The sequence below is a fragment of the Tabrizicola sp. genome (assembly GCF_030694085.1).
Classification (GTDB): domain Bacteria; phylum Pseudomonadota; class Alphaproteobacteria; order Rhodobacterales; family Rhodobacteraceae; genus Tabrizicola.
Genome location: NZ_JAUXZE010000035.1, coordinates 638,757 through 662,635, shown reverse-complemented (window position 1 = coordinate 662,635; position 23,879 = coordinate 638,757). Strand labels below are relative to the sequence as shown.

Below are 23,879 nucleotides of genomic sequence, written 5' to 3'. Positions count from 1 at the left end.
GTCACTCCATGGTGGCGATAATCGCGCGCAGGGTTTCGATCCCTTCGCCCTTTTCGGAACTGGTCACGACAAGCTCGGGATAGGCCGCTGGATGTTTGCCCAGTGCGCCCTTGACCTGTTCGATCACCGCTTCGCGTTCCACGCGGTTGATCTTGTCGACCTTGGTCAGCACCGCCTGGAACGTCACTGCCGAGCGATCCAGAAGCGTCAGGATCTCTTCGTCCACCGCCTTGACCCCGTGCCGCGCGTCGATCAGCACGAATGCGCGGCGCAGGGTGACCCGGCCGGACAGATACTGCTTGAGCAGCGCCTGCCACTTTGCCACCACCGCCACCGGAGCCTCGGCATAGCCATAGCCGGGCAGGTCGACAAGGTAGCGGTCCTCGCCAAGGGCGAAGTAATTGATCTCTTGCGTGCGGCCCGGAGTGTTCGAAGCCCGCGCCAAAGTCTTGCGCCCGGTCAGAGCATTTATCAGACTGGATTTTCCCACGTTCGACCGTCCGGCAAAGCAGACCTCCAGACGATCGGCAGGGGGCAGGCCGGACATCGCCACCACGCCCTTCACGAAGGTGACGGGACCTGCGAACAGCAACCGCCCGGCCTCGCGGGCTTCATCCTCGGGTTCGGGGGTCAGAGTGAAGGTCATTGCCATCAGCGCACCTCGTCTCCTACGGCGATCCTGCCACCTGAAACGACCCGGGCAAAGACGCCGAAGTCGGTGTGGCCGTAATGGGCTTCCAGAGCACCCATCGTATCGACGTCCTGTTCCCCGGTCTCGGGGTTCGCCCCGGTCGCACGGCACCTGCCGATGGGTTCCTCGATCCGCAGCCGTGCCTCACCAACGGTGATCTCGTTCCCGACCAGATCCAGTTCGGCCCAGGGTGCCCAGCCTTCGACCCAGATGTTGCCGCGAAAGCGGTGCACTGACAGGGGCTTGCCCAGCCGCGTCGAAAGGTCTGCCAGTGAGGCGACCGAGTTGATCGAGATCAGCGGCTGGTCCTGATCGGTCAGCGCCTGTCCGGGCACCCGGACAACGCGGGTGGGCTCGGGCCGGTTCTCCGGCCAAAGCGGACGCAGCCACTCGATCAGTCGCGCGGCGTCTGCTGGATCATCGAGGCAGAAGCTGGCCGTCGGTCGCCTGGGATGGCCAAGGGTGACCTGAGCAGTGCGTGGGTCGGACTGGCAGGAGACGGCCATCAGATCGGCCGAACCCCAGCCGCGCAGGAACTGCAGCTTGGAAGCCCAGGTCACCGGCTCGGACAGGCGGGCTGCGGCATGGGCGACGGCCCAGATCCGGTCAAAGGGAAAGGCAGCGCCTTCGGTCAGGACGGCATCGGCAACCGGTTCATACCCGGCGGACTTGATCGGGTGACGCACCAGTTGGGTGATGCGTCCACCGGTGAGGCCGGTCACTTCTTGCCCTTCTTCGGCGCCGGGGCCGGAGGCGTGGGGGCTTTCGGGCTTGTCTTGGCCGCCACCCGGGCCGCCTTGGCCTCACGGATGTTGCCGAAGATGTCGGGTCGTTTGCCGTGGCTCCACATGATCAGATACTGCTGGACGAAGGTGATCGTGTTGTTGGCGATCCAGTAGACAACCAGGCCGCTGGCGAAACCGCCCAGCATGAACATGAAGACCCAGGGCATCCAGGCGAAGATCGAGGCCTGCACCGGGTCGGTCGGTGCCGGGTTCAGCTTCTGCTGCAGCCACATGGTGATGCCCAGAAGGATCGGCAGGATGCCAATGAAGATCAGGTGCAGGACAGATCCTTGCACGGGGGCGTCCCAGGGCAACAGGCCGAAGAAGTTGTACAGCGAGGACGGATCAGGTGCCGACAGGTCCCTGAGCCAGCCGAAGAATGGGGCGTGGCGCAGTTCGATGGTGACGAAGATCACCTTGTAAAGCGCGAAGAAGATCGGAATCTGGATCAGGATCGGCAGACATCCTGCGGCCGGGTTGACCTTCTTGTCCTTGTAAAGCTGCATCATCTCGCGCTGCAGCTTCTGCTTGTCCTCTCCCGCGCGTTCCTTCAGCGCCTCCATCTCGGGCTGAAGCTCCTTCATCCGCGCCATCGAGACGTAGGATTTGTAGGCCAGCGGCAGCACCAGGAACTTGAGGAAGAACGTCAGTGCAATGATCGCCAGGCCCATGTTGCCAATGAACGCATTCAGCCAGTGCAGGACGGCGAAGATCGGCTTCGTCAGGAAATAGAACCAGCCCCAGTCGATCGAATCGACGAAGCCCGGGATGCCACCTTCGTTCTCGTAGGCGCGGATCGTGGCCCATTCCTTGGCACCGGCGAAGAAGCGGATCGACGACGTGGCCGTCGCGCCCGGGGCGACCGAGACGACAGGCTGACGCACTTCGGCCTGGTAGATGCCCGCGCTCGGGACATATTTCAGGACCGACTTGAAGGCCTTGCCCTGTTCGGGGATCAGTGTCGTCATCCAGTAATGGTCGGTAAAGCCGATCCAGCCATCGGAACTGGCCTCAAGCACCTCGGCGGGCAGTCCCTCGCGCGTGTCGACCTCAAGCTCGGTGATGTCGGCATAGTCGGTCTCGGTCAGTTTGCCGTCGATCCGCTGAACCGCGCCTTCATGCACGACAAATATGTTCTGCAGCTTTGGCAGGCCGTGGCGGGCGACGATTCCATAAGGCTGCAGGGCCACCGCGGCGGACGAGCCGTTCTGGACGGTATCGGTCACGGTAAACATGAAGTCCGCGTCGACGGCGACCTCGCGGATGAAGGTCAGCCCCTTGTCATTCTCCCAGCGCAGAGTGACGGGTTGACCTGGCGCCAGCGTGACGTCGGCATCGGCGGTCCAGGCAGTGTTGGCGTCGGGGACATCGGCGCTTTCCAGCCCGGTGCCGGGAAGCCAGCCGAAGACCGAATAGTAGGAGAGGTCCTCGCCCACCGGCGACAGCAGCCGCACGATCGGAGATCCCGGGGCCAGTTCTTGGCGGTAGGTCTTCAGCGAAAGATCATCGATCCGACCGCCGCGCAGGGAAAGCGAGCCCGCAAGCTTTGGCGTGTCGATGGTCAGGCGGGGGGCGGCAGGCACCGGGTCGGCCTCGGTCTGAACCTGAGTCGGCGTCGTCTGGGCCGGTGCCGTCGCAACCGTCTCGGTGCCGGTCTGGCCAATGGTCGCAGTCTGCGCAGGCGGTTCCGGCGGCGGGAAGAAGATGAACCAGACAAGCATCACTGCCGCGCTGAGAACCATCGCCAGGATGAGGTTCTTGTTGTTCTGCTCTTCCATTCCGCCAACCACCGTGCTGATCGATCAGCGGTGCTTCAACGACAGGGGCGGGCAAAGGTCAAGCAGTTTCGCCCCGTCCCGGCAGGAGGTCCGATCAATTCGCGGCCCGCCGTGCCCGTGGTTCTGGACCCCTGCTCTTGCACAGCGACAGCATCGGCGGGGTTCGCGCAGACCGCCTAGCGCGCCTGCACACCGATGCGGATCGCCTCGCGCTGGTGGTCGCGATGGGCTGCCAGCCAGCGGACCAGATCGCCAACCGGCATGGGCTTGGCAATGACGTACCCCTGCACATGCCCGCAGCCAAGTTGCGCCAGCAGCGTATGTTCGGCAGGGGTTTCCACCCCCTCGGCCAGAGTCTCGAGTCCAAGCCTTTCCGCAAGCGAAAGGATCGCGGTCACCAGTTTCTGCTGCTCGCGGTTCTGGTCCACCTCGCGCACGAAGCTGCGGTCGATCTTCAGCCGGTTCAGGGCAAACCGGCGGATCGCGGTGATCGAGGCGTTGCCAGTGCCGAAATCGTCCAGGTCAACGCCGCAGCCCATCGCCGCAATCCGGCTGATGTTCGAGGCGATCACTTCGTCGCCATCGCCGGCGACGACAGATTCCAGCACTTCGACGGTCAGCCGCGACGAAGCCAGCCGGAAACGGTCAAGCGTCCAGCGCAGGCGATCGGGCAATTGTGGGTCACGCAGCTCTTGCGCCGAGAAATTGACCGCGACGGTGGGCACCCGCAGGCCCCGGCGGTCGAACTCGGCCAGTGCCGCAAGCGATTGAGCCAGCATGGTCTGACCCAGCAATTCCATCAGGTCCGAGCCCTCGATGGCGGGAAGGAAGCTGCCCGGAGCAAGCAGGCCACGCTCGGGATGCTGCCAGCGGACCAGGGCCTCGATCCCCGAAACCTCGCCGCTGTCGGTCGAGAGCTGCGGCTGAAACCACGCCTGGATTTCGCCCCGGTCAACCGCCTGCGAGAAACCCGCCCGCAAGGCATCCCGGTCCGCCCGTGCCCGGGCCAGATCATCCGAATACCCCCGGATGGCGCCCGGACGGTGGCGTGCCGCTTCATCCCCGGCGACCTGTGCCGCGTCCAGAAGCGCGCGGCCGCCGGGCTGGCGGAGCTGTTGCGAATGGCAAAAGCCGATGGAACAGGTCACTTGCGCCGGGCCATCCGCAAGGGACATCGGCTGCTGCACCACAAGATGAAGCCGGGCTGCAATACGCACCATGATCTCGGCATCAAGCCGCGGGGTAGCGGCGAGAGTGACCGCCAGACTGCCGTCCTCCATCGGATAGAGCATGTCGCCGGGCCGAAGTGCCCCACCCAGTCTTGCGATGGACGCTGCCAGAACCTCGCACTGGCGGGTCCTGCCCAGCCGGTCGGCCAGGTGCGCGGCATCATCGAACTGGATCACCAGGCAACCCGTCGCGCCCCCCTTTGCCCGGGTGTCGACGAGGGTCCGGTCCAAGCGGGCGATAACCTGGTCCGAAATGGCAAGTGGCGCTGCGCGATGAAGATGGAAATGGTAGGCAAGCACGCCAAGCGGCAAGGCCGCAGCCAAGGCGACCATTGCCACTTCGCCCCCCGCCCAATAAGCGCCAAGCGCCAGGACAGGCAGCAGTGCGACAAGCTGCCAAGGCAGGTCGGACCCGCGCGGAAACCCAAACGACATGGCAGCCTTCCCCTTCTGTCGGCGGACGCAAGGCCCGCGGCTTGGGATCAGGCTAGCCGGATGTTCATGATCGGTTCCTTAATGCTCACCCGGAAGTTGCGTAGAATTTTCACCATCGGCCATCGCCGCGGCAAGGCCGGCAAAGTCGAACAGCGTCGGGTCCGCCAGGTGCGAGGGCCGCACGTTCATCAGCGACCGGAACATCACCTGCCGCCGACCGGGCGTCCGCGCCTCCCAATCGTCCAGAAGCTTCTTCACCTGGGCGCGCTGCAACCCTTCCTGGCTGCCGCAGAGGTCGCAGGGGATGATCGGATAGCCCATCGCCGCAGCGAATTTTCCGCAATCCTCTTCCGAAACGAAGGCCAGCGGTCGGGCAACGAACAGATCTCCGTCCTCGTTCAAGAGGCGCGGCGGCATCGAGGCAAGGCGCCCACCGTGGAACAGGTTCATGAAGAAGGTCTCAAGGATGTCGTCGCGGTGGTGGCCCAGAACCACGGTCGAGCAACCTTCCTCACGCGCGATGCGGTAGAGGTTGCCCCGCCGCAGCCGAGAACACAGCGAACACATCGTTCCGCCCGGCTTGATCTTGTCGATCACGACCGAATAGGTGTCCTGGTAGTCGATCCGGTGCGGGACGCCCATCCTGGTCAGGAAATCGGGCAGGACGGTCGCCGGAAAGTTCGGCTGGCCCTGATCCAGGTTGCAGGCCAGAAGGTCGACCGGCAACAGCCCGCGCCACTTCAATTCGTGCAGGATCGCCAGCAGCGTGTAGCTGTCCTTGCCGCCCGACAGGCAGACCAGCCAGCGGTCGCCCGGTTTCGCCATGCCATAGGTGTCGATGGCTTCACGCACCTGTTGCACCAGGCGTTTGCGCAGCTTGCGGAACTCCAGCCCCTTCGGGGCGCCGTGGAACAGCGGGTGGATGTCGTCGGTGTCGTCAAGCATGGAGGCCTCGCCCGGATGCGTTCTTATGCCAGAGGACGGGCGGGAGGCAAAGGCCCGGCGGTCTGGGCGCCGCTCATCGCTTCCTTCGGTCGCTCTTCGCAAGGGCCGCACGCGAAGAGCGACCGAAGGAAGCGATGAGCGACCCGGTCACACGTGCTGCGCGCCGTTGACCTCGATCTCGGCACCCGAGATGTAGCTGGACTGGTCGGAACAGAGAAACCAGATCGCATCGGCCACTTCCTTGGGCTGGCCAAGACGTCGCATCGGCAGTTGCTCGACGATCTTGTCCGTGCCGGGTGACAGGATCGCGGTCTCGACCTCTCCCGGTGCGATGGCATTGACCCGGACACCCAAGGGCCCGAAATCATGCGCCATTTCCCGGGTCAGCGCGGCAAGGGCAGCCTTGGAGGTTGCATAGGCCGCCCCGGCGAATGGGTGGACCCGGACCCCGGCGATGGAGGTGACATTGACGATGGAGCCTTTGGTGGCCGTCAGTTCATCCTTCAGGCCCCGGGCCAGGATGACGGGGGCGAAGAAGTTGACGTGGAAGACGTGCCCCCAGGTCCGCAGGTCCGTGGTCATGGTGTTCAGCCGCGCCCCGCCGGGGCCTTTGGGGCTGATTCCCGCATTGTTCACAAGGGCATGGATGCGGCCGCCGACCTTCTCCTTGATTGTCTCGATGGCGGCGATGGTCTTGTTGGGGTCGGCGAGGTCGATCTCGATGTGGTTCCCCTCGCCCCCCGGCCAGGGGCAGCGCGGATCGAAGGGTTGGCGCGAGCAGGTGAGGACCCGCCACCCCTCGGCTGAAAACCGCTTGACGGTGGCGTGGCCGATCCCACGGCTTGCGCCGGTCAGAACGAGGGTCTTCTGTTCGGACATTGCGGTCTCCTTTGCGCGGAAGGCTAACCTTCCCTGCGGGGAAGGCAAGGCTTGGCCGAATGGTCTTGGCGGGGGGGCGGAAAAGGCTTATGGGGCGCGAAAAGATGGAGGTCCCGATGAAGCAGCAGACCCTGACCGCCGAGGATGCGAAAACGACCGCCAAGATGCTGTCCGAGGCGCTGCCGTACCTGCAGCGGTTCGAAGGTGCGGTGGTCGTCGTGAAGTTCGGCGGCAACGCGATGGGTGACGACGCGGCGATGGCCGAGTTCGCCCGCGACATCGTGCTGATGAAGCAGGTCGGCGTGCATCCCGTCGTGGTTCATGGCGGCGGGCCGATGATCAACGAGATGCTTGAAAAGCTTGGGATAAAGTCGGAATTTGTCCGTGGCAAGCGGGTGACGGACAAGGCCACCGTGCAGGTGGTCGAGATGATCCTGTCGGGCCTTGTGAACAAGCGGATCGTGCAGGCGATCATGGATGCGGGCGGGCGTGCGGTAGGCATTTCGGGCAAGGACGACGACCTGATGGTGTGTGAGGCCGATGACCCCGAACTGGGCTATGTCGGCCGCCCGGTCGAGATGAACGTCCAGGTGCTGCGTGACCTTTACAACGCCGGGATCATTCCCGTGGTCGCTCCGGTGGCGACGGGGATGAAGGACAACGAGACCTTCAACGTGAACGGCGACACGGCGGCGGGGGCGATTGCCGGGGCGCTGCAGGCTGACCGCTTGCTTCTTCTGACCGACGTGCCGGGGGTGAAGAACGCGGCGGGCGAGGTGATGACCAACATCACGCCCGAAGAGATTCGCCAGTTGACCAAGGACGGGGTGATCTCGGGCGGGATGATCCCCAAGACCGAGACCGCTCTGATGGCGATCGAAGAGGGCACGCGGGCGGTGACGATCCTGGATGGCAAGGTGCCGAACGCCTGCCTGCTGGAACTGTTCACCGACCACGGTGCGGGCAGCCAGATCCGGGCAACCGAACCACGGGTGAAGCCGCACGCCCGGCGCTGAAAGCGGCCTTCTGGCGGTCTGTGGGTTAACGGACTGAAATTGCGTCGTTTTATCCATCTGGAAACCGTCTGGATTCCGTCTGGTTCCGGTATGGGTCGCCGTCTGGCTGCACCACCCGCTGCACCCCCTTAACCATTGCACGCGAATCGGGTGTAAGATCGGCGCATGGAGCATGAACTTCTCTGGCGTGGCGGGGTTTTCCTGGCGCTCTTCGCCCTTTTCGCGGGGCTGGAGGCGCTGGTGCCGCGACGGCCTCGCGCGTTGACGCGGACGCGGCGTTGGTCGACCAATCTGGCCATCACGGTCTTGAACACCCTGGCGTTGCGGGGCCTGGCCTTTCTGCTGCCCCTTCTTGCCATCGGGGCGGCAGTTGATGCCCAGGCGCAGGGCTGGGGCCTGCTGAACGGGCTGGACTGGCCCTGGTGGGTCGAACTGGTCATCGCGGTCCTGATCCTGGACCTGGCGATCTGGGCGCAGCATCTGGTGACGCACAAGGTGCCGCTCTTGTGGCGCTTTCACCGGGTCCACCATGCCGACCGCGACATGGACGTGACCACGGGGTTCCGCTTTCATCCGGTCGAGATCCTGGCCTCGATGGGGCTGAAGATCGGGCTGGTCTATGCGCTGGGGCCGTCGGCGCTGGCGGTGCTGGTGTTCGAGATATTGCTCAACGGGACGGCGTTGTTCAACCATTCGAACCTTGCGCTGCCGGGACCGCTGGACCGGGTGCTGCGCATGGTGCTGGTGACGCCCGACATGCACCGGGTGCACCATTCGGTGCATCGCGTGGAGCATGACAGCAATTACGGCTTCTGCCTGTCGGTTTGGGACCGGATTTTCCGCACCTATGTGCCAGAACCGAAGGCAGGACACGACGGCATGACCGTGGGGTTGGAATGGCAGGACGAAAAACCGGCGCGGCTGGGGTGGGTGCTGGGGCTTCCCTTCCGGCGCTAGAGGCGCTGCTGGCCGAGGCGCGGCTGGAGGTGCTGGGCGGCTTTGCCGTGGCCGAGGAGGAGGAAGGGTTTCCAACGGGGACGCGGACGCTGCTGATGCTGGGGCCGAAGGAGCCGGGGTTCTGGGCGCATCTTCAGGCGCAGCCGGAGTGGGGCGGGGAAGACCCGGTGGACCGCTGGTCGCGCCGGGTGATCGGGCGGATCGCCTGTGATCTGGGGGCCAAGGCTCTGTTTCCTTTCGGAGGGCCGCCGTATCACCCGTTCTACCAGTGGGCGCTGCGGACGGGGCGGGTCTGGGACAGCCCGGTGCGGCTTTTGGTCCACGCCGGGCAGGGGCTGATGGTCAGCTTTCGCGGGGCCCTGGCGTTGCGGGAGGAGGTCGAGGTGCCGTCTGCGGCGGCCCGGCCCTGCGATGGGTGCCCGGCGCCTTGCCTGACCGCCTGCCCGGCGGGGGCGCTGACCGGACAGGGTTATGACGTACCCGCCTGCCATGCCTGGTTGGACCGGCCGGAGGGGGTGGATTGCCTGGGCGGCGGCTGCCGTGTGCGCCGCGCTTGCCCGGTGTCGCAAAGCTATGCAAGACTGCCCGAACAGTCGGCCTATCACATGGGGCAATTCCACAGATGAAGCGGTTGATCCTGACGCGGCATGCGAAATCCTCATGGGACGATCCGCTGACCCCTGACCATGACCGGCCCCTGAACGACCGGGGCAAGGCCGCGGCGGCGGACCTGGGGCAATGGCTGGCCAGCCGCGACTATGTGCCGGGCGAGGTCTTCTGTTCCGACGCAGTCAGGACGCGGAAGACCTTTTCGGGGATCGCGCCGGCGCTGCCGGGGGCCCCGGTGCTGGAGCTGAAGCCGGCGCTGTATCATGCCGGGCCGGATGTGATGATGGCGGTGCTGCGTCATGCGAAGGCGGACGTGGTGATGATGATCGGGCACAACCCCGGGATCGCCGAGTTCGCGGCGCGGCTGGTCGCGCATCCGCCCGCGAACCCGGAGTTCGCCCGCTATCCGACCGGGGCGACGCTGGTGGCGGATTTCGATGTGACGGACTGGGCTGAGGTCGCTTTCGGAAGCGGGGTTGCCGTCGATTTCATCGTCCCGCGCGAGATTGTCATCTGACACCGTCCACGCGGGACGGGATATTCCTTCAAGCAAGATCAATGCGTTGCCCGCCCGCGTTTGCGCGGTCTTAACCGTTTTTCGTGCAGCGGGGAGCCGTCTCGGGGGGCATCCGCTGCGGCGGGGAAACGCGCCACTGGCGCCTTTCCTTGTCCGCCTTGCACCCCGCTCGGCGGCGCTGCCCCGGAAAACGGCCTGGAGACTGTTGCGGCGGAGATGTCGCAACCTCCGGCGGGGATATTTGCAGAAGGGAAAGCATGGCCGGGTGCAGGCCGGGCACTATCTGACGCCTTCGGCTTTGGAGGCGAGATGCGGGTATTGGTGGTAGGAGCGTCGGGCGGGATCGGTTCTGCCTTGGTCGAGGCGCTGCGGGGGCGGGGCGCGGTTGTCGGACTGTCGCGGTCGGGCGATGGGCTGGAGGTGACGGACGAGGCGTCGGTCGCGGCCGCGCTGGGCAGGCTGGACGGGGTGTTCGACCTGGTGATCGTGGCGACCGGGGCGCTGGTGCTGGGGGGCGTCGGGCCGGAGAAGTCGCTGAAGTCGGTGACGGCGGAGGGGCTGGCGGCGCAGTTCGCGGTCAATGCCATCGGGCCGGCGCTGGTGATGAAGCATGCGCTGCGGCTGATGCCGCGGGACCGGGTGGCGCGCCTTGCGGTGCTGTCGGCGCGGGTGGGGTCGATCGGGGATAACGCACTTGGCGGCTGGTATGGCTACCGCGCGGCGAAGGCGGCGCTGAACCAGCTGGTGCGGACGGCGGCCATCGAGGCGCGACGGACGCATCCGCAGTCGGTTCTGGTGGCGCTGCATCCGGGGACAGTGGAGACGGGGCTGGCGCCTGAGTTGCGGGCGGGGCATGCCTCGGTTTCGGCGGAGGTGGCGGCGGGGAACCTGCTTTCCGTGCTGGAGGGGCTGGGACCGGAGGCGACGGGCGGGTTCTTCGACTGGAAGGGCGAGGTCGTGCCGTGGTGAGGCTGGTTCTGGTGCTGGGGGACCAGCTGACGCCGGAGGTGGCGGCGTTGCGGGCGGCGGACCGCGCGCGGGACGTGGTGGTGATGGCCGAGGTGATGGGCGAGGGGACCAGCGTCCCGCACCATCCGCAGAAGATTGCGCTGATCCTTTCGGCGATGCGGACCTTCGCCGGGGGGCTGGCGGCGGACGGCTGGCGGGTGGCCTATTCGCGGCTGGACGACCCGGAGAATTCGCAGACGCTGGCGGGGGAGTTGCTGCGGCGGGCCTCGGAGTTCGGGGCGCAGGAGGTGCTGGCGACGAAGCCGGGCGAGTGGCGGGTGCTGCGGGACCTGGAGGCGTTGCCGTTGCCGGTGCGGGTGCTGGAGGATGACCGGTTCCTGTGCTCGGAAGCCGAGTTCGCGGCCTGGGCCGAAGGGCGCAAGCAGCTGCGGATGGAGTGGTTCTACCGCGAGATGCGGCGCAAGACCGGGTTGATGATGGAGGGCGATCAGCCTGCCGGGGGGCAGTGGAATTTCGACCATGACAACCGGAAACCGGCCCGGGCAGACTTGCTGCGGCCGCGCCCAAGGGACTTTGCCCCGGATGCGGTGGTCGAGGAGGTGCTGGCGCTGGTCGAGGCGCGGTTTTCCCATTTCGGGCGGTTGCGACCCTTTCGCTGGGCGACGGACCGTGACGGTGCGCTGGCGGCGCTGGCCGAGTTCGTGGCGGAGCGGTTGCCCCGGTTCGGCGAGGAGCAGGATGCGATGCTGGAGGGGGAAGCCTACATCAGCCATGCGGTGATCTCGCCCTATCTGAACCTCGGGCTCTTGGGGCCGATGGAGGTGTGCCTTGCCGTGGAGGCGGCATGGCGGGCGGGCAGGGTGCCGATCCAGGCGGCAGAGGGGTTCATCCGGCAGGTGATCGGCTGGCGGGAATATGTGCGGGGGATCTGGGCGCTGACCGGGCCGGACTATCTGGAGCGGAACGCCTTGGGGCACCGCAGGGCATTGCCGGGGGTCTATTGGGGGGCGGAGACGGGGATGGCCTGCATGAAGGCCGCCGTCGGGCAGACGCGGGACCTGGCCTATGCGCACCACATTCAGCGGCTGATGGTGACGGGGAATTTCGCGCTCTTGGCGGGGGTGGACCCGGCCAAGGTGCATGAGTGGTATCTGTCGGTCTATGTCGATGCCTTCGAATGGGTGGAGGCGCCGAATACGCTGGGGATGAGCCAGTTCGCGGATGGGGGGCTGCTGGGGTCGAAGCCCTATGTCTCCTCGGGGGCCTATATCGACCGGATGTCGGATCACTGCGGGGGGTGCGCCTACCGGGTGAAGGAGAAGGTCGGCCCGCGGGCCTGCCCGTTCAACCTGCTTTACTGGCACTTCCTGGACCGGCATCGGGAGCGGTTCAAGGTGAACCCGCGGATGGGGCAGATGTACCGGGTCTGGGATGGGATGGACGAGGGCCACCGGGAGGCGGTTCTGGCGGGGGCGGAGGCGGTGCTGGGGCGGCTGGACCGGGGCGAGGTGGTCTGAGTGTCCACGGTGGACAAAACCAGATAAAATAGCAATTTCAAGGGGTTGAATTTTCGCGTTAGGGTGGTGTTAACATCTTGATCTGGCGTGCATCGCGTGACTTTCGGCGCCGCTGGCCACCCAGGTCAGGCAGCCAAGGACGGATCGGTGATCAGGCGACGCGGCGTTCGGCTGGCGCGAAGACGCTGAGTTTCAGCCAGGCCTGCATCGCGCGGCCAAGGGCAGGGTCGCCGTCAAGCTGGACGCGGCCTGCACTGATCTCGGTCTTGAGCGGGGTCAGGCCCATCCAGATCGAGGTCATGGTCCTGAGCGAACTGGTTACCAGAAGGTCGACCTCGAATCCCGGGTCGACGTGGCAGAGGTCGACCTGCCCCGATTCGATGACCAGCCAGTAGTTGCGCTGGGTGGGTGCAAGCTCGGGGTACTGAAACTGTATCGTGCAGCGCCGCGGCGGCAGGGGATCGGTGCTGAGGTTGCGGCGCATGTCCCACATCAGGAGCGTGGGGTCGAGGTTGCGGAGCGAGAGCCGGGATTCGACCCAGCGTTGACCCCAGAAGCCGATGCCAAGGACGATGGGGCGAAGCTCTTCCCCGGCCTCGGTCAGATGGTATTCGAAAGTGCCCGCTGCGGTGGGAACGGTGCGGATGACGCCGGACAGTTCCAGTTCTTTCAGGCGTTTCGACAAGAGGGTCGGTGACATGCGCGGCAGGCCCCGGCGCAGGTCGTTGAAGCGGGTGGAGCCGCAGAGCATCTCGCGCAGAAGGACGACGGTCCAGCGCGAACAGAGGATCTCGGCGGCCATGGAAACGGGGCAGAACTGGCCGTAGCTGGATGTCTCGGACATGGCGGCCTCTCGGGTTTGATGAGGCAGGGTAACACCGGGGGGGCTGGCGACCTAGTACAGTTCGTGGACTGGTCGGGGGCGGTTAAAGGGAGGACGATGGGACATTCATTGAAAGGGAGTGTTACCATGACTTTGACAGCAGAAATCCGGGCGAGCGAGACCCGGGATGCCGTAACGATTGCCGAGGGTTTGTCGGAAAAGATTGCCGCAGGTGCCGAGCGGGCGGATGCCGAAGATCGGTTTGTCGCGGAAAACTATGCGCTCTTGAAGGAGGCCGGTCTGGTCGAGGCCGGGGTTCCGCAGGAGCTGGGCGGTGGCGGCGCGGACGTGCGCGAGTTGGCCGGGATGCTGCGCGTGCTGGGCCGGGCCTGCGGATCGACCGCGCTGGCCTTTGCGATGCACACGCATCAGGTGGCGATCCCGGCCTGGCGCTGGCGGCATCAGAAAGTGGCGGCGGTGGAGCCGCTTTTGAAGCGCATCGCGGCCGAACGGATCGTGCTTCTGTCCAGCGGCGGGTCGGACTGGATCAACGGCTCGGGCCTCGCCCGCAGGGTGGAGGGTGGTTTCCGGGTGTCGGGGCGCAAGATCTTTACCTCGGCGGCGGCGGCGGGGGATGTGTTCATGACCGGCGCGGTGCTGGAGGAGGACGGCGAGCGTCACGTCCTGCATTTCGGGGCCTCGATGAAGGCGCCGGAGGTGCGTATCCTGGACACCTGGCATACGCTGGGGATGCGGGGCACCGGGTCGCATGACGTGGTGCTGGACGAGTTGTTCGTGCCGGATGCCGGCGTGGCGCTGAAGCGCAAGTCGGGCGAATGGCATCCGCTGTTCCACACCATTGCGACCATCGCGTTTCCGCTGATCTATGCGGCCTATCTGGGGGTCGCGGACAGCGCCTGCCGGATCGCGCTGGACATGGCGAAGGAACGCCCCGTCACCCATGACATGCGGGGCATGGCCGGGCGGATGATGACCGAATTGCGCGGAGCCGAAATGGCGCTTGCGTCGATGCTGGCGGCGGTGGACCGCAACGCGCCCTCGGCCGAGACCGTCAACGAGGTGATGACGGGCAAGGTGCTGGGGGCGGACCACATGATCCGGGCCGTGGAACTGGCGATGGAGCTTGCCAGCGGGGCCGGGTTCTACCGATCAGCCGGGCTGGAGCGGCGGTTCCGCGACATCCAAGGTGCGCGCTATCACGCGATGCAGCGCGGGCCGCAGGCGCAGTATGCCGGGGCGATGGCGCTGGGAGAGTCGGTGGCGACGGTGTTCTGAAGGATCGGGCGGGACGGTCGTCAGGGCCGCCCCGTACCCCTAGGGCTGGCTGCGCAAGAGAAGACCAACGCCAAGCACGACCACCGCCATGCCAAGCATCTGGCGCGGGCCGAGGCGCTGGCGAAAGACGAAGCGCGCAACGGCCTGGGCGAAGATCACCTCGACAAGGGCAAGGGTGCGGACATTCGCGGCAGAGGTCAGCGAAAAGCCGATGAACCAGAACTGCGAGGCAAAGGCCCCCAGAAAACCCGCGCCGAGCGAGGGTCTCCAGGCGCGGAGCGAGGCGACAAGGGCGGTTCGGTCGAAGGCCAGCAGCCACAGGGCGAGGACCGTGGCTTGCAGCGCAAGGCCAAGGGCAAGGATCGTGGTCGCGCGGATCAGGAAATCACCTTCGGGCAGGGCGATGATGGCGCCGCGAAACCCGATGGCGGAGAGGCCGAAGAGCCCGCCCGCGAGCAGGCCGGTCAGGGCGGGCCGGCTGTCTCGCCACAGGACAGCCCCGGTGCCGGGTTTGACCGACATCAGGATCACCCCGGCGGTGGCGATTGCGATGGCCAGAAGCATGGGCGGGGTCAGCGGGTCCCCCAGCACGGCAGCGGCGATCAGGGCGACAAGAACGGGTTCGGTCTTGAGCCAGGCGGTCGTGACGGCGAAAGAGTGCGACTTCATGATGAAGAGCATCAGCGCCGTGGCGGCAATCTGCGACAGCGCACCGAGCACGGTGAAACCAAGGGCCTTGAGTGTGACGGCTGGCACGGGTTGGCCGTGCAGGCCCGCGACAAGGGCCAGGAATACCAGCGCGAAGGGCAGGCCGAACAGGAAGCGGACCTGCGTCGCGCCGATGGTGCCGATGGCCTGCGTCAGGCTGGCCTGGGTCGCGTTGCGGGCGGTCTGGGCCGCGGCGGCGATCAGGGTGGCAAGGACCCAGCCGAAGCCCACGCTTTACGTCCCGCGCACCGTGTCGATCATCAGTTGCACGTTGTCGGGGTGCGCCTCGGGCGTGATGCCGTGGCCAAGGTTGAAGATGTGGGGCCCCTTGGAGAAGGCGCGGACGACATGCTGGGTGGCGGCGATCAGCGCCTGGCCGCCGGTAACCATATGTTCGGGCGCGAGGTTGCCTTGCACGCAGCCGTCGATCTGGACGTTGGCGGCGGCCCATTCCGGGCTGACCGAGTTGTCGATCGCCACGCAATCGGCCCCGGTGCGGTGGGCAAAGCCGATGTAGCCCTGGCCTGCCTCACGCGGGAAGGCGATGACCGGGATGCCGGGGTGGCGGGCCTTGAGCGCCGAGATGATCTGCGCGGTGGGGGCCTCGGCGAAGTCGCGGAAGTCCTGGCCTTTCAGCGACCCGGCCCAGCTGTCGAACAGCTTGACCACCTCGGCCCCGGCGTCGATCTGGGCGGAGAGGTATTCGATGGTGGCTTCGGTGATCCGGTCGATCAGGGCCTGGAAGGTCGGGCGGTCCTGGGTTTTCAGGACATGGGCGGCGGCCTGGTCCTTGGAGCCTTTGCCAGCGATCATGTAGGTGGCGACGGTCCAGGGCGCGCCGGCAAAGCCGATGAGGGTGGTTTCCTTCGGCAGTTCGCGGGCAAGGATGCGGACGGTCTCATAGACCGGCGACAGGGTTTCGTGGATCGCCTCGGTCGGCTTCAGGTTTGCGACCTGGCCGGGGGTGTCGGTCGTCTCCATCCGGGGGCCTTCGCCGGTTTCGAACCAGAGTTTCGGGCCAAGGGCCTGCGGCAGAAGAAGAATGTCGGCGAACAGGATGGCCGCGTCAAAGCCGTAGCGGCGGATCGGCTGCAGCGTGACCTCGGCGGCGAGGTCTGGATTGTAGCAAAGTTTCAGGAAATCACCGGCCTTGGCGCGGGTCTCGCGGTATTCCGGCAGGTAGCGGCCAGCCTGGCGCATCATCCAGATCGGGGGGGTGGGCAGCACCTCGCCCTTGAGCGCGCGCAGGATTGTCTTGGTCATGTCTTGGCCTCTTTGCTTCGCGTCATGGGTCGGCTGTGGGCGCGATGTTGTCAAGAGTTGTCAGGCGCGCGTGACACGGGTAAGCCTTGGCGCATGAGCGATGATCTGCCCACCCCCGCCCGCCCGCTGAAGATCGGCACCCGTGGTTCCCCGCTGGCTTTGTGGCAGGCGCATGAGACGAGGGCCCGGCTGATGGCAGCGTTCAGCCTGCCCGAAGCGGCGTTCGAGGTCGTGGTGATCAAGGTCACCGGCGACCAGATCCAGGACAAGGCCTTGCGCGAGATCGGGGGGAAGGGCCTTTTTACCCGCGAGATCGAGGAGGCGCTTCTGGACGGGGGCATCGACATCGCGGTCCATTCGATGAAGGACATGCCGACGTTGCAGCCCGAGGGGCTGGTCTTGGACTGCTACCTTCGCCGCGCGGATGTGCGGGATGCGTTTGTCTCGCCCCGCTTCGGGTCGATTGCGGAGTTGCCGCAGGGGGCGACGGTCGGGTCGTCAAGCTTGCGGCGGCGGGCGCAACTGGCCTTGCGGCGGCCGGACCTGAAGCTGGTGGAGTTCCGGGGCAATGTGCAGACGCGGATGCGCAAGCTGGAGGAGCGGGTCGCGGATGCCACGTTCCTGGCGATGGCAGGGCTGACACGGCTGGGGATGGTCGAGGTTGCGCGGTCGGCCATCGCGCCCGACGAAATGCTGCCGGCGGTGGCGCAGGGCGCGATCGGGATCGAGCGGCGGTCGGCGGATGCCCGGGTCGCGGGGCTGCTGGCGGCGATCCACGATCACGAGACCGGGCTGCGGCTGGCGGCGGAGCGGTCGTTCCTGGCCACGCTGGACGGGTCTTGCGAGACGCCGATTGCCGGGCTGGCGATTGTCGAGGGGTCGGAGTTGTGGTTGCGGGGGGAAATCCTGCGGCCCGATGGCTCGGCTTCGGTGGCCGGTGAGCGGCGCGGGCTGGTTGCCGAGGGCGCGGCGATCGGGCGGGCGCTGGCCGAGGAGTTGCTGGACCGCGCGGGGCCCGGGTTCTTCGACTGACCCGGTAGCCCCCCACCCCGACCCCGCCCCCCCCTGCGGGGAGAGGGGAGGCACCTGGCGCGGACGGCGGGACGGTTGGCATCGGCTATGCCTGGCGCGTGAAGGGACTGCCCTTGGCGCGCGTACCTGAAAGGCATGCGAGCCGGGGACTGTTGGCAACTGGTGCCCGTGCCTGTGTCCGTGTCCGTGCCCGTGCCCGTGCCCGTGCCTGTGCCCGTGCCTGTGCCTGGGCCTGGGCCCGTGCCGGGGTACGGTTTCCCGCGCGGCGCTGCCGGGGCTTTTGCAAATCCGACATACTGGCGTTACAGGGACGCGTGTGACGCACCCTTTGCCTGATCCCATGCTTGCAGCAGCCCTTGACGCTGCGCTCGCCGAGCCGCCGCAGCGGGTGCGGGCGCTGGTGTTGCCCGATGGGCGGCGGTTCTGGTTGAAGCGGGTCGAACGGCTGTCGGGGCGGCTGCGCGTGCAGAAGGGAGATCCGGCGAAGGCTTTCGCGGCAGAGCGGCAGGGGCTGCAGGCGTTGTCGGATGCCGGGCTGGCGGTTGCGGCGGTGGTGGCGGAGGGCGCGGACTGGGTGCTGATGCCGGACGCGGGGCCGGTGCTGCCAGAGGTGGTGGCGGACCCCGGTCGGGGTGATGCGGAGAAGCTGCGGGCCTTTGCCGAGGCGGGGCGGGCACTGGGTCGGCTTCACTGGGCCGGGATGGCGCATGGCCGACCTGCGGTGCGGGACGTCTGCTGGGACGGGGTTCAGGCGCGGTTCATCGACCTGGAGCGGTTCCGGCGGGCGAAGCGGGCGGGGTTCTGGCAGGCGGCGGATGTGGTGATGTTCGCGCAGACGGCGTTCACCGCCTGGCCCGAGGATAACCGCTGGCTGGAGGCTGCGCTGGAGGCCTATGCGGTCTCGGCCCCCGAGGGGGCGTTGGCAGCGGTCCGGCGACTTGCGGTGTGGCTGGTTCCGGTCGAGTGGCTGGCGGCGGGGCTGTGGCGGTTGCGGCCGCAGAGCCGGGAGTTGCGGGCAGTGGGGCTGACTCTGGCGCGGTTGCGGCGGTAAGGACGGCTCGTCGTGCGACTGCGTCTTCTCCTCGCAGGGGGAGCGGCGGCTCGTCGGGGACTACGTGCCTCCTCGCTGGCCGTGGGCCTTGCGAGGAGAAGACGCAGTCGCACGACGAGCGGGGTCGTCAGGCGTGGATTGCGCCGTCGCCGCAGGCGAGCGCGGCTTCGCGCACCGCTTCGCTGTAGGTCGGGTGGGCGTGGCAGGTGAGGGCGAGGTCCTGCGCTGACGCCCCGAACTCCATCGCAACGCAAACCTCGTGGATCAGGTCGCCCGCTGCCGGGCCGATGATGTGGCAGCCCAGGATGCGGTCGGTGGTGGCGTCGGCGATCAGCTTCACGAAGCCTTCGGCCTGGAAGACGGCCTTGGCACGAGCATTGCCCATGAAGGGGAACTTGCCGACCTTGTAGGCGCGGCCTTCGGCTTTCAGCTGTTCCTCGGTCTGGCCGACGTTCGCGACCTCGGGCGTCGTGTAGATCACGCCGGGGATGACGCCGTAGTTCACGTGGCCATGCTTGCCCGACAGCACCTCGGCCACGGCCATGCCCTCATCCTCGGCCTTGTGGGCCAGCATGGGGCCGGCAATGGCATCGCCGATGGCGTAGAGGCCGGGGATGTTGGTCTGCCAGTGGGCGTCGGTCTTGATGGTGCCGCGGGGACCCATTTCGACGCCAAGCGCTTCGAGGCCGAGGCCTTGGGTGTAGGGTTTGCGTCCGGTGGCGACGAGGACGATGTCGGCGTCGATCTTCGCCTCGCTATCGTCCTTCTTCAGCTTGTAGGTGACGGTCGCGCCCTTCTTGCCCTTGGTCACCGACTGGACGGCGGCCCCAAGGACGAATTTCAGGCCCTGCTTGGTCAGGATGCGCTGGAAGGTCTTGGCGACCTCGGCGTCCATGCCGGGGGTGATGACGTCGAGGTATTCGACCACGGTGACCTGCGCGCCGAGGCGGGCGTAGACCGAGCCCATCTCCAGCCCGATCACGCCTGCGCCGATGACGACCATGCTTTTCGGCACGGATTTGAGGGTCAGCGCGCCGGTGGAGGTGACGACGGTTTCCTCGTCGATCTCGACGCCGTTGAGGGAGGAGGCTTCGGACCCGGTGGCGATGACGATGTTCTTTGCGGAGTGGACCTCGTCACCGACCTTGACCTGGCCCGGCGCAGGGATGGTGGCCCAGCCCTTGATCCAGGTGACCTTGTTCTTCTTGAACAGGAACTCGATCCCCTTGGTGTTGCCGGAGACGACGTCATCCTTGTAGGCCTGCATCTTCGTCCAGTCGACTTTCGGCGCGGCGCCGATCAGGCCCATCTTCTCGAAGTTCTCGTGGGTTTCGTGCAGCATGTGGGTGGCGTGGAGCATCGCCTTCGAGGGGATGCAGCCGACGTTGAGGCAGGTGCCGCCCAGGGTCTCGCGCCCTTCGACGCAGGCGACCCTCGCCCCGAGCTGCGCGGCGCGGATCGCGGCGACGTAACCGCCGGGGCCGGCGCCGATGATGATGGTGTCGAAATCTGCCATGGGTTTGGTCCTTTGGTCTGGCCGGGAAGCGGGGGTTTCACACCCCCGCACCCCCGTGGGATATTTTCAGACAGATGAAAGGGTCAGATGAGGCTGGCCACGATCATCGTCAGGGTTGCGAAGAAGCCTACGCTCCAGATGACCGAGCGCCAAGGGCGCCAGCCGAAGGCATAGGCGGGGATGTAGAGGACGCGTGCGCCGAGGTAGGCCCAGGCGGCGGTCTGGGTGACGGGGGTGGACTGGTTGCCGAGAGTCACGACGACAACGGCGAGGGTGAAGAGGATCAGCCCCTCGAAATGGTTGTTCATCGCGCGCTGGAGGCGGCCGGTCAGGGTGGAGAGCTGCTGGGACGGCGGGCGGTCGCGGGGGCTGGAGGTGTAGCCGGTGCCAAGCTCCAGGTTCGCGGGGATGGCGAAGAGGGTGAACTGGAGGGCCTGCAGGAGGCCCGCGAGGGCGAGGGCGGTCAGCTCGGGGGTCATGCGGTGGTCCTTGCGAGGGAGTCGCGGATCTGGAGGAACCAGCTGTGGCAGGCGGCTTCGGCTTCGGTGACGCCGGGAAGGGCGCGGAGGCGGGCAAGTTCGGTCTCGACCTCGGGCCAGCGCCTAAGGATGGAGCGGTCCTGGGTGTCGTTCCGATTGGCGCGGCGGTGCCAGGTGGAGCCGGGGACATACTTGTCCCATGCCGGGCCCATGCCGCGGCCACGAGCCTGTTTCATGTGGAAGCTGTCGGTGGAGCGGATGGCGTAGTGGTTCACCACGGTGCCGCCCCTGAGAGCTGCGTCGACGGGATGGTAGCGGGCGACCGGCTTGCCGAAGAGGGGGGCGGAGGACAGGGGCTCGCCCAGGGAGTTGACGGCAAGCGGGGTTTCGACGCGGGGGGCGGTGGGCATGTGGTCGGAGGCGCTGGCAAAGGCGCGGTGGCGGAAGAGGGACTTGAACTTGACGGTATCCGGGTCGGGGGCGGCTTCGCAGGTGGTGAAGGCCCGCAGCGTTTCACCCGGCCAGGTCTGGTGGCCGTTGTCGCCGAACATGCGCCAGGGGAGCGCGATGGTGTGGGCATCCTCGGCGCGCGCGATCACGTCCTGGACGGGGCCGGCGCCGGGGGCGACGTTCAGGAATTCGTCGGAGTCGAGGTGGGCGAGCCAGTCGGCGGGGCTTTTGGACAGGTGGGCCAAGGCGCGGGCAATGCCGTGTTTCTGTGGGGGTTCGCCGGGTGGGACCGGGTTCGGCAGGTGGTCGATCTGGCCGTGGGTGGCGAGAAGGTCGAGCAGGCGGTCGGAGCCGTCGTTGCAGTCGTTCGAGCAGATCACGATGGGGCCGAAGCCGATCACGCGGTGATAGGCCAGCCATTCGAGGAGGTGGATGCCCTCGTTCCGCATGCAGGACATCAGCGCGACGGGAATCATTCCAGGACGCCCACCAGTTTCAGGTCGAGGATGACGCGGTCGAAGGTGTCATAGGCGGTCAGCCAGTCGGGGTGGGTGTCGCACAGCCCCTTGACCTCGGCCCAGGTGGCGTCGTCGGCGGGCATCAGGGCCTGGGGGTCGGCGGCACTGGTGAAGGCCGCGACGGTTTCGGGGGGGACATTGTGGGCGGCGAGGATCGCGGTGGCCGAGGCGATGTCGGCCTGCCAGCCGGCAAGGATGCGGGCGTGGGTCTGGGGGTCGAGGGCGGAGCAGGTCAGGAAGACGCGATGCTCGGCGATGGCCTGGGAGAGGAGGATGTCGGCGGCGGGGGAGCCGGTGGGGATGACTTGGGCTGACAGGGGGGTGGTGAGGAAAGTGAGGGCTGCCACAAGAAGCAAGGAAAGCCCGTCCCGGGCTTGACCCGGGACCTTGGGCGTTGCGAGCGACGTCGGGCGAGACCCCGGCGCGGGGCTGGGGTGGGGGGGGCTGGGCGGATGGCCCCCCACCCCCAACCCCTGCCCACGAGGGGGAGGGGAGGCGCTTGTCGCGGCGGTCGGGAGGGGGTGGGGCATTTAAGGTCCGGGTTTGGGGGTGGCGTAGGGTGCGCTACAGCGCACCGCCGGATGGTGCGCTTTAGCGCACCCTACGGGTCAAGTGGCAACTTGGGCGAAGTAATGAAATCGCGAATCAGATGCCATGACCCTCGGTATTCGTCCAGTGCGGCGATGTTTCCTACCCGTGCGATTGCCCAGCCATCCGTGCGGCGAACGGAGAGGACGGATGCGATTGGGAGGACAAAGAATTCGGGATCGGCCTTGGTGGCTTGGCTTGGGCCCTTCTTTGGTCCTCGGTTAAGGCGGACATAGACCACAAAGTCGCAGTCAGCATTCTTGATCGGAAATTGTTGCCGTGCATCGGTGGCCCATCTGCTCTTGACTTGGACGCGAGCAGAGCGACCAGAAGTCGGATCAATTGCGAGCACGTCGTAACCTGCCGTGCGCGTATAGGCTTTGTGTGCAACAATTCCCTCAATGAGCAAGTGACCGCAGACAAGGAATTCTGCACCTTCCGCCTCCAGACTTGTATCTCGTCGTCCTACTGCCATGACTCTGCCAAATGACACCAGTTTGGCTGGGCACGCCCTACCCTACGCCGGTTTCGTATGGTGGGTTTTCAACCCACCATCCTCACAAATCCATCAGCAAACGCCGCGGGTCCTCCAGCGCCTCCTTGACCCGCACCAGGAACGTCACCGCGCCTTTGCCGTCCACGATCCGGTGGTCGTAGCTGAGCGCCAGGTACATCATCGGGCGGATGACGATCTGGCCGTTTACCACAACCGGGCGGTCCTGGATCTTGTGCATGCCGAGGATGCCGGACTGCGGGGGGTTGAGGATGGGGGACGACATCAGCGAGCCGTAGACGCCGCCGTTCGAGATCGTGAAGGAGCCGCCCTGCATCTCGGCCATCGAGAGTTTCCCGTCGCGGGCGCGGAGGCCAAGCTCGGCGATCTTCTTTTCGATGGCGGCGAAGCCCATCTGGTCGGCGTCGCGGACCACGGGGACCACAAGGCCCGAGGGGGTGCCGACGGCGACGCCCATGTGGACGTAGTTCTTGTAGACGACGTCCTGACCGTCGATCTCGGCGTTGACCTCGGGGACTTCCTTCAAGGCGTGGGTGCAGGCCTTGACGAAGAAGGACATGAAACCGAGTTTCACTCCGTGCTTCTTTTCAAACGCGTCCTTGTATTCGTTGCGCAGGCCCATGATGCCGGACATGTCGACCTCGTTGTAGGTCGTCAGCATCGCGGCGGTGTTCTGGGCGTCTTTCAGGCGGCGGGCGATGGTGGCGCGGAGGCGGGTCATCTTGACGCGTTCCTCACGCGCCGCGTCATCCGCCGGGACGGGGGCGCGGGGGACCGAGGCCGGGGCGGGTGCTGCGGCGGGGGCCGGGGCGGGCGCGGGGGCGGCGACCGCCTTGGCCACGTCTTCCTTCATCACGCGGCCATCGCGGCCAGTGCCCTTGACGGCATCGGCGGAAAGTCCGGCCTCGGCCATCGCCTTCTTGGCGGAGGGCGCGTTTTCCACGTCGGCGCGAGGGGTGACGTCTTCCGTCCCGGCACCGGGGGAGCCGACGGCGGCGGCGGCCTCGATCTTCGGGTCCTCGGTCTTGGGCTTTTGCGCCGGGGCGGCTGCGGCCGCACCCTCGGTCACGATGGCGAGGCGGGCGTTGGCGGCAACGGTGGTGCCTTCGGGGGCGATGATCTCGGTCAGGACGCCGGTCACCGGGGAGGGAACCTCGACCGAGACCTTGTCGGTTTCAAGCTCGCAGAGCATTTCGTCCTGCTTCACCGCATCGCCGGGTTTCTTGAACCAGGTCGAAACGGTGGCCTCGGACACGGATTCGCCAAGGGCGGGAACCATCACGTCAGTCATTTTCAGTCTCCGGTCTTTCCGAG

Annotated in this window: 23 protein-coding genes and 1 pseudogene; 9 read left to right on the top strand and 15 right to left on the bottom strand. The window is 66.6% G+C overall.

Translation table 11 applies throughout. The features are described 5' to 3' along the window. Position 1 precedes the first annotated feature (1 nt). From yihA to Q8M85_RS08305, 6 genes are all read right to left on the bottom strand, one after another. Entirely contained in the window at positions 2-652 is a 651-nt protein-coding gene (yihA, locus tag Q8M85_RS08330) for a ribosome biogenesis GTP-binding protein YihA/YsxC (protein ID WP_305542787.1), read from the bottom strand. After that, entirely contained in the window at positions 652-1,413 is a 762-nt protein-coding gene (locus tag Q8M85_RS08325) for an MOSC domain-containing protein (RefSeq protein WP_305542784.1), read from the bottom strand. Before Q8M85_RS08325 ends, yihA begins: the two co-directional genes overlap by 1 nt. Further along, positions 1,410-3,254, bottom strand: a complete 1,845-nt coding sequence (gene yidC, locus Q8M85_RS08320; protein ID WP_305542781.1) for a membrane protein insertase YidC — start codon at positions 3,252-3,254, stop codon at positions 1,410-1,412. Before yidC ends, Q8M85_RS08325 begins: the two co-directional genes overlap by 4 nt. 176 nt (positions 3,255-3,430) lie before the next feature. Continuing rightward, positions 3,431-4,918 (bottom strand): bifunctional diguanylate cyclase/phosphodiesterase, encoded by a 1,488-nt coding sequence (locus Q8M85_RS08315; protein WP_305542778.1) that lies wholly within the window; start codon positions 4,916-4,918, stop codon positions 3,431-3,433. A 78-nt stretch (positions 4,919-4,996) separates the two neighbouring features. Beyond that, complete coding sequence (gene ttcA, locus Q8M85_RS08310) at positions 4,997-5,863, bottom strand: tRNA 2-thiocytidine(32) synthetase TtcA (RefSeq protein WP_305542777.1); 867 nt, start codon at positions 5,861-5,863, stop codon at positions 4,997-4,999. A gap of 147 nt (positions 5,864-6,010) precedes the next feature. Further along, the gene (locus Q8M85_RS08305; protein ID WP_305542775.1) at positions 6,011-6,742 is read right to left on the bottom strand and encodes an SDR family NAD(P)-dependent oxidoreductase; all 732 of its coding nucleotides are present in this window, start codon (positions 6,740-6,742) and stop codon (positions 6,011-6,013) included. Between the two features lie 116 nt (positions 6,743-6,858). On the opposite strand from Q8M85_RS08305, the gene argB reads away from it, so the two are divergent. The 6 genes from argB (at position 6,859) to Q8M85_RS08275 (ending at position 12,327) form a co-directional block, all read left to right on the top strand. After that, complete coding sequence (gene argB / locus Q8M85_RS08300; protein ID WP_305542773.1) at positions 6,859-7,758, top strand: acetylglutamate kinase; 900 nt, start codon at positions 6,859-6,861, stop codon at positions 7,756-7,758. 165 nt (positions 7,759-7,923) lie between these two features. Further along, positions 7,924-8,715 carry a sterol desaturase family protein gene (locus Q8M85_RS08295; protein ID WP_305542771.1) on the top strand — a complete coding sequence of 264 codons (792 nt, stop codon included), beginning with the start codon at positions 7,924-7,926 and terminating at the stop codon, positions 8,713-8,715. Then, positions 8,655-9,341 (top strand): ferredoxin, encoded by a 687-nt coding sequence (locus Q8M85_RS08290; protein WP_305542768.1) that lies wholly within the window; start codon positions 8,655-8,657, stop codon positions 9,339-9,341. The genes Q8M85_RS08295 and Q8M85_RS08290 overlap by 61 nt, the downstream gene beginning before the upstream one ends. After that, entirely contained in the window at positions 9,338-9,841 is a 504-nt protein-coding gene (locus tag Q8M85_RS08285; RefSeq protein ID WP_305542765.1) for a histidine phosphatase family protein, read from the top strand. Before Q8M85_RS08290 ends, Q8M85_RS08285 begins: the two co-directional genes overlap by 4 nt. 309 nt (positions 9,842-10,150) lie before the next feature. Then, a complete protein-coding gene (locus tag Q8M85_RS08280; RefSeq protein ID WP_305542762.1) occupies positions 10,151-10,810 on the top strand; it encodes an SDR family NAD(P)-dependent oxidoreductase in 660 nt (219 codons plus the stop codon). Further along, positions 10,804-12,327: a cryptochrome/photolyase family protein gene (locus Q8M85_RS08275; RefSeq protein ID WP_305542760.1), complete on the top strand. Its 1,524-nt coding sequence runs from the start codon at positions 10,804-10,806 to the stop codon at positions 12,325-12,327. The genes Q8M85_RS08280 and Q8M85_RS08275 overlap by 7 nt, the downstream gene beginning before the upstream one ends. A gap of 151 nt (positions 12,328-12,478) precedes the next feature. On the opposite strand, the gene Q8M85_RS08270 is transcribed toward Q8M85_RS08275, so the two are convergent. Continuing rightward, positions 12,479-13,171, bottom strand: coding sequence for a helix-turn-helix domain-containing protein (locus Q8M85_RS08270; protein WP_305542757.1), 693 nt, complete (start codon positions 13,169-13,171; stop codon positions 12,479-12,481). 126 nt (positions 13,172-13,297) lie between these two features. On the opposite strand from Q8M85_RS08270, the gene Q8M85_RS08265 reads away from it, so the two are divergent. Beyond that, on the top strand, positions 13,298-14,446 hold the full coding sequence (locus tag Q8M85_RS08265; RefSeq protein ID WP_305542754.1) for an acyl-CoA dehydrogenase family protein: 1,149 nt from the start codon (positions 13,298-13,300) through the stop codon (positions 14,444-14,446). Between the two features lie 39 nt (positions 14,447-14,485). On the opposite strand, the gene Q8M85_RS08260 is transcribed toward Q8M85_RS08265, so the two are convergent. Beyond that, a complete protein-coding gene (locus Q8M85_RS08260; RefSeq protein WP_305542751.1) occupies positions 14,486-15,385 on the bottom strand; it encodes an EamA family transporter in 900 nt (299 codons plus the stop codon). Positions 15,386-15,388: 3 nt separating this feature from the next. After that, a complete protein-coding gene (gene hemE / locus Q8M85_RS08255) occupies positions 15,389-16,417 on the bottom strand; it encodes a uroporphyrinogen decarboxylase (protein ID WP_305542748.1) in 1,029 nt (342 codons plus the stop codon). A 93-nt stretch (positions 16,418-16,510) separates the two neighbouring features. Between hemE and hemC the strand changes: the two genes are divergently transcribed. Both hemC and Q8M85_RS08245 read left to right on the top strand, forming a co-directional pair. Further along, complete coding sequence (gene hemC / locus Q8M85_RS08250) at positions 16,511-17,449, top strand: hydroxymethylbilane synthase (RefSeq protein WP_305542746.1); 939 nt, start codon at positions 16,511-16,513, stop codon at positions 17,447-17,449. 340 nt (positions 17,450-17,789) lie between these two features. Beyond that, complete coding sequence (locus Q8M85_RS08245) at positions 17,790-18,500, top strand: serine/threonine protein phosphatase (protein WP_305542743.1); 711 nt, start codon at positions 17,790-17,792, stop codon at positions 18,498-18,500. A 127-nt stretch (positions 18,501-18,627) separates the two neighbouring features. On the opposite strand, the gene lpdA is transcribed toward Q8M85_RS08245, so the two are convergent. The 6 genes and pseudogenes from lpdA to odhB all read right to left on the bottom strand — a co-directional run. Next, entirely contained in the window at positions 18,628-20,016 is a 1,389-nt protein-coding gene (gene lpdA, locus Q8M85_RS08240) for a dihydrolipoyl dehydrogenase (protein WP_305542740.1), read from the bottom strand. An 83-nt stretch (positions 20,017-20,099) separates the two neighbouring features. Next, positions 20,100-20,495, bottom strand: a complete 396-nt coding sequence (locus tag Q8M85_RS08235) for an MAPEG family protein (protein WP_305542737.1) — start codon at positions 20,493-20,495, stop codon at positions 20,100-20,102. Beyond that, complete coding sequence (locus Q8M85_RS08230; RefSeq protein WP_305542734.1) at positions 20,492-21,421, bottom strand: glycosyltransferase family 2 protein; 930 nt, start codon at positions 21,419-21,421, stop codon at positions 20,492-20,494. Before Q8M85_RS08230 ends, Q8M85_RS08235 begins: the two co-directional genes overlap by 4 nt. Continuing rightward, positions 21,418-21,819 (bottom strand): hypothetical protein, encoded by a 402-nt coding sequence (locus Q8M85_RS08225; RefSeq protein WP_305542731.1) that lies wholly within the window; start codon positions 21,817-21,819, stop codon positions 21,418-21,420. The genes Q8M85_RS08230 and Q8M85_RS08225 overlap by 4 nt, the downstream gene beginning before the upstream one ends. A gap of 245 nt (positions 21,820-22,064) precedes the next feature. Continuing rightward, complete coding sequence (locus Q8M85_RS08220) at positions 22,065-22,526, bottom strand: hypothetical protein (RefSeq protein WP_305542729.1); 462 nt, start codon at positions 22,524-22,526, stop codon at positions 22,065-22,067. A gap of 82 nt (positions 22,527-22,608) precedes the next feature. Beyond that, positions 22,609-23,859 (bottom strand): annotated as a pseudogene (odhB, locus tag Q8M85_RS08215) (2-oxoglutarate dehydrogenase complex dihydrolipoyllysine-residue succinyltransferase); the annotation flags it as partial. Positions 23,860-23,879: the final 20 nt, after the last annotated feature.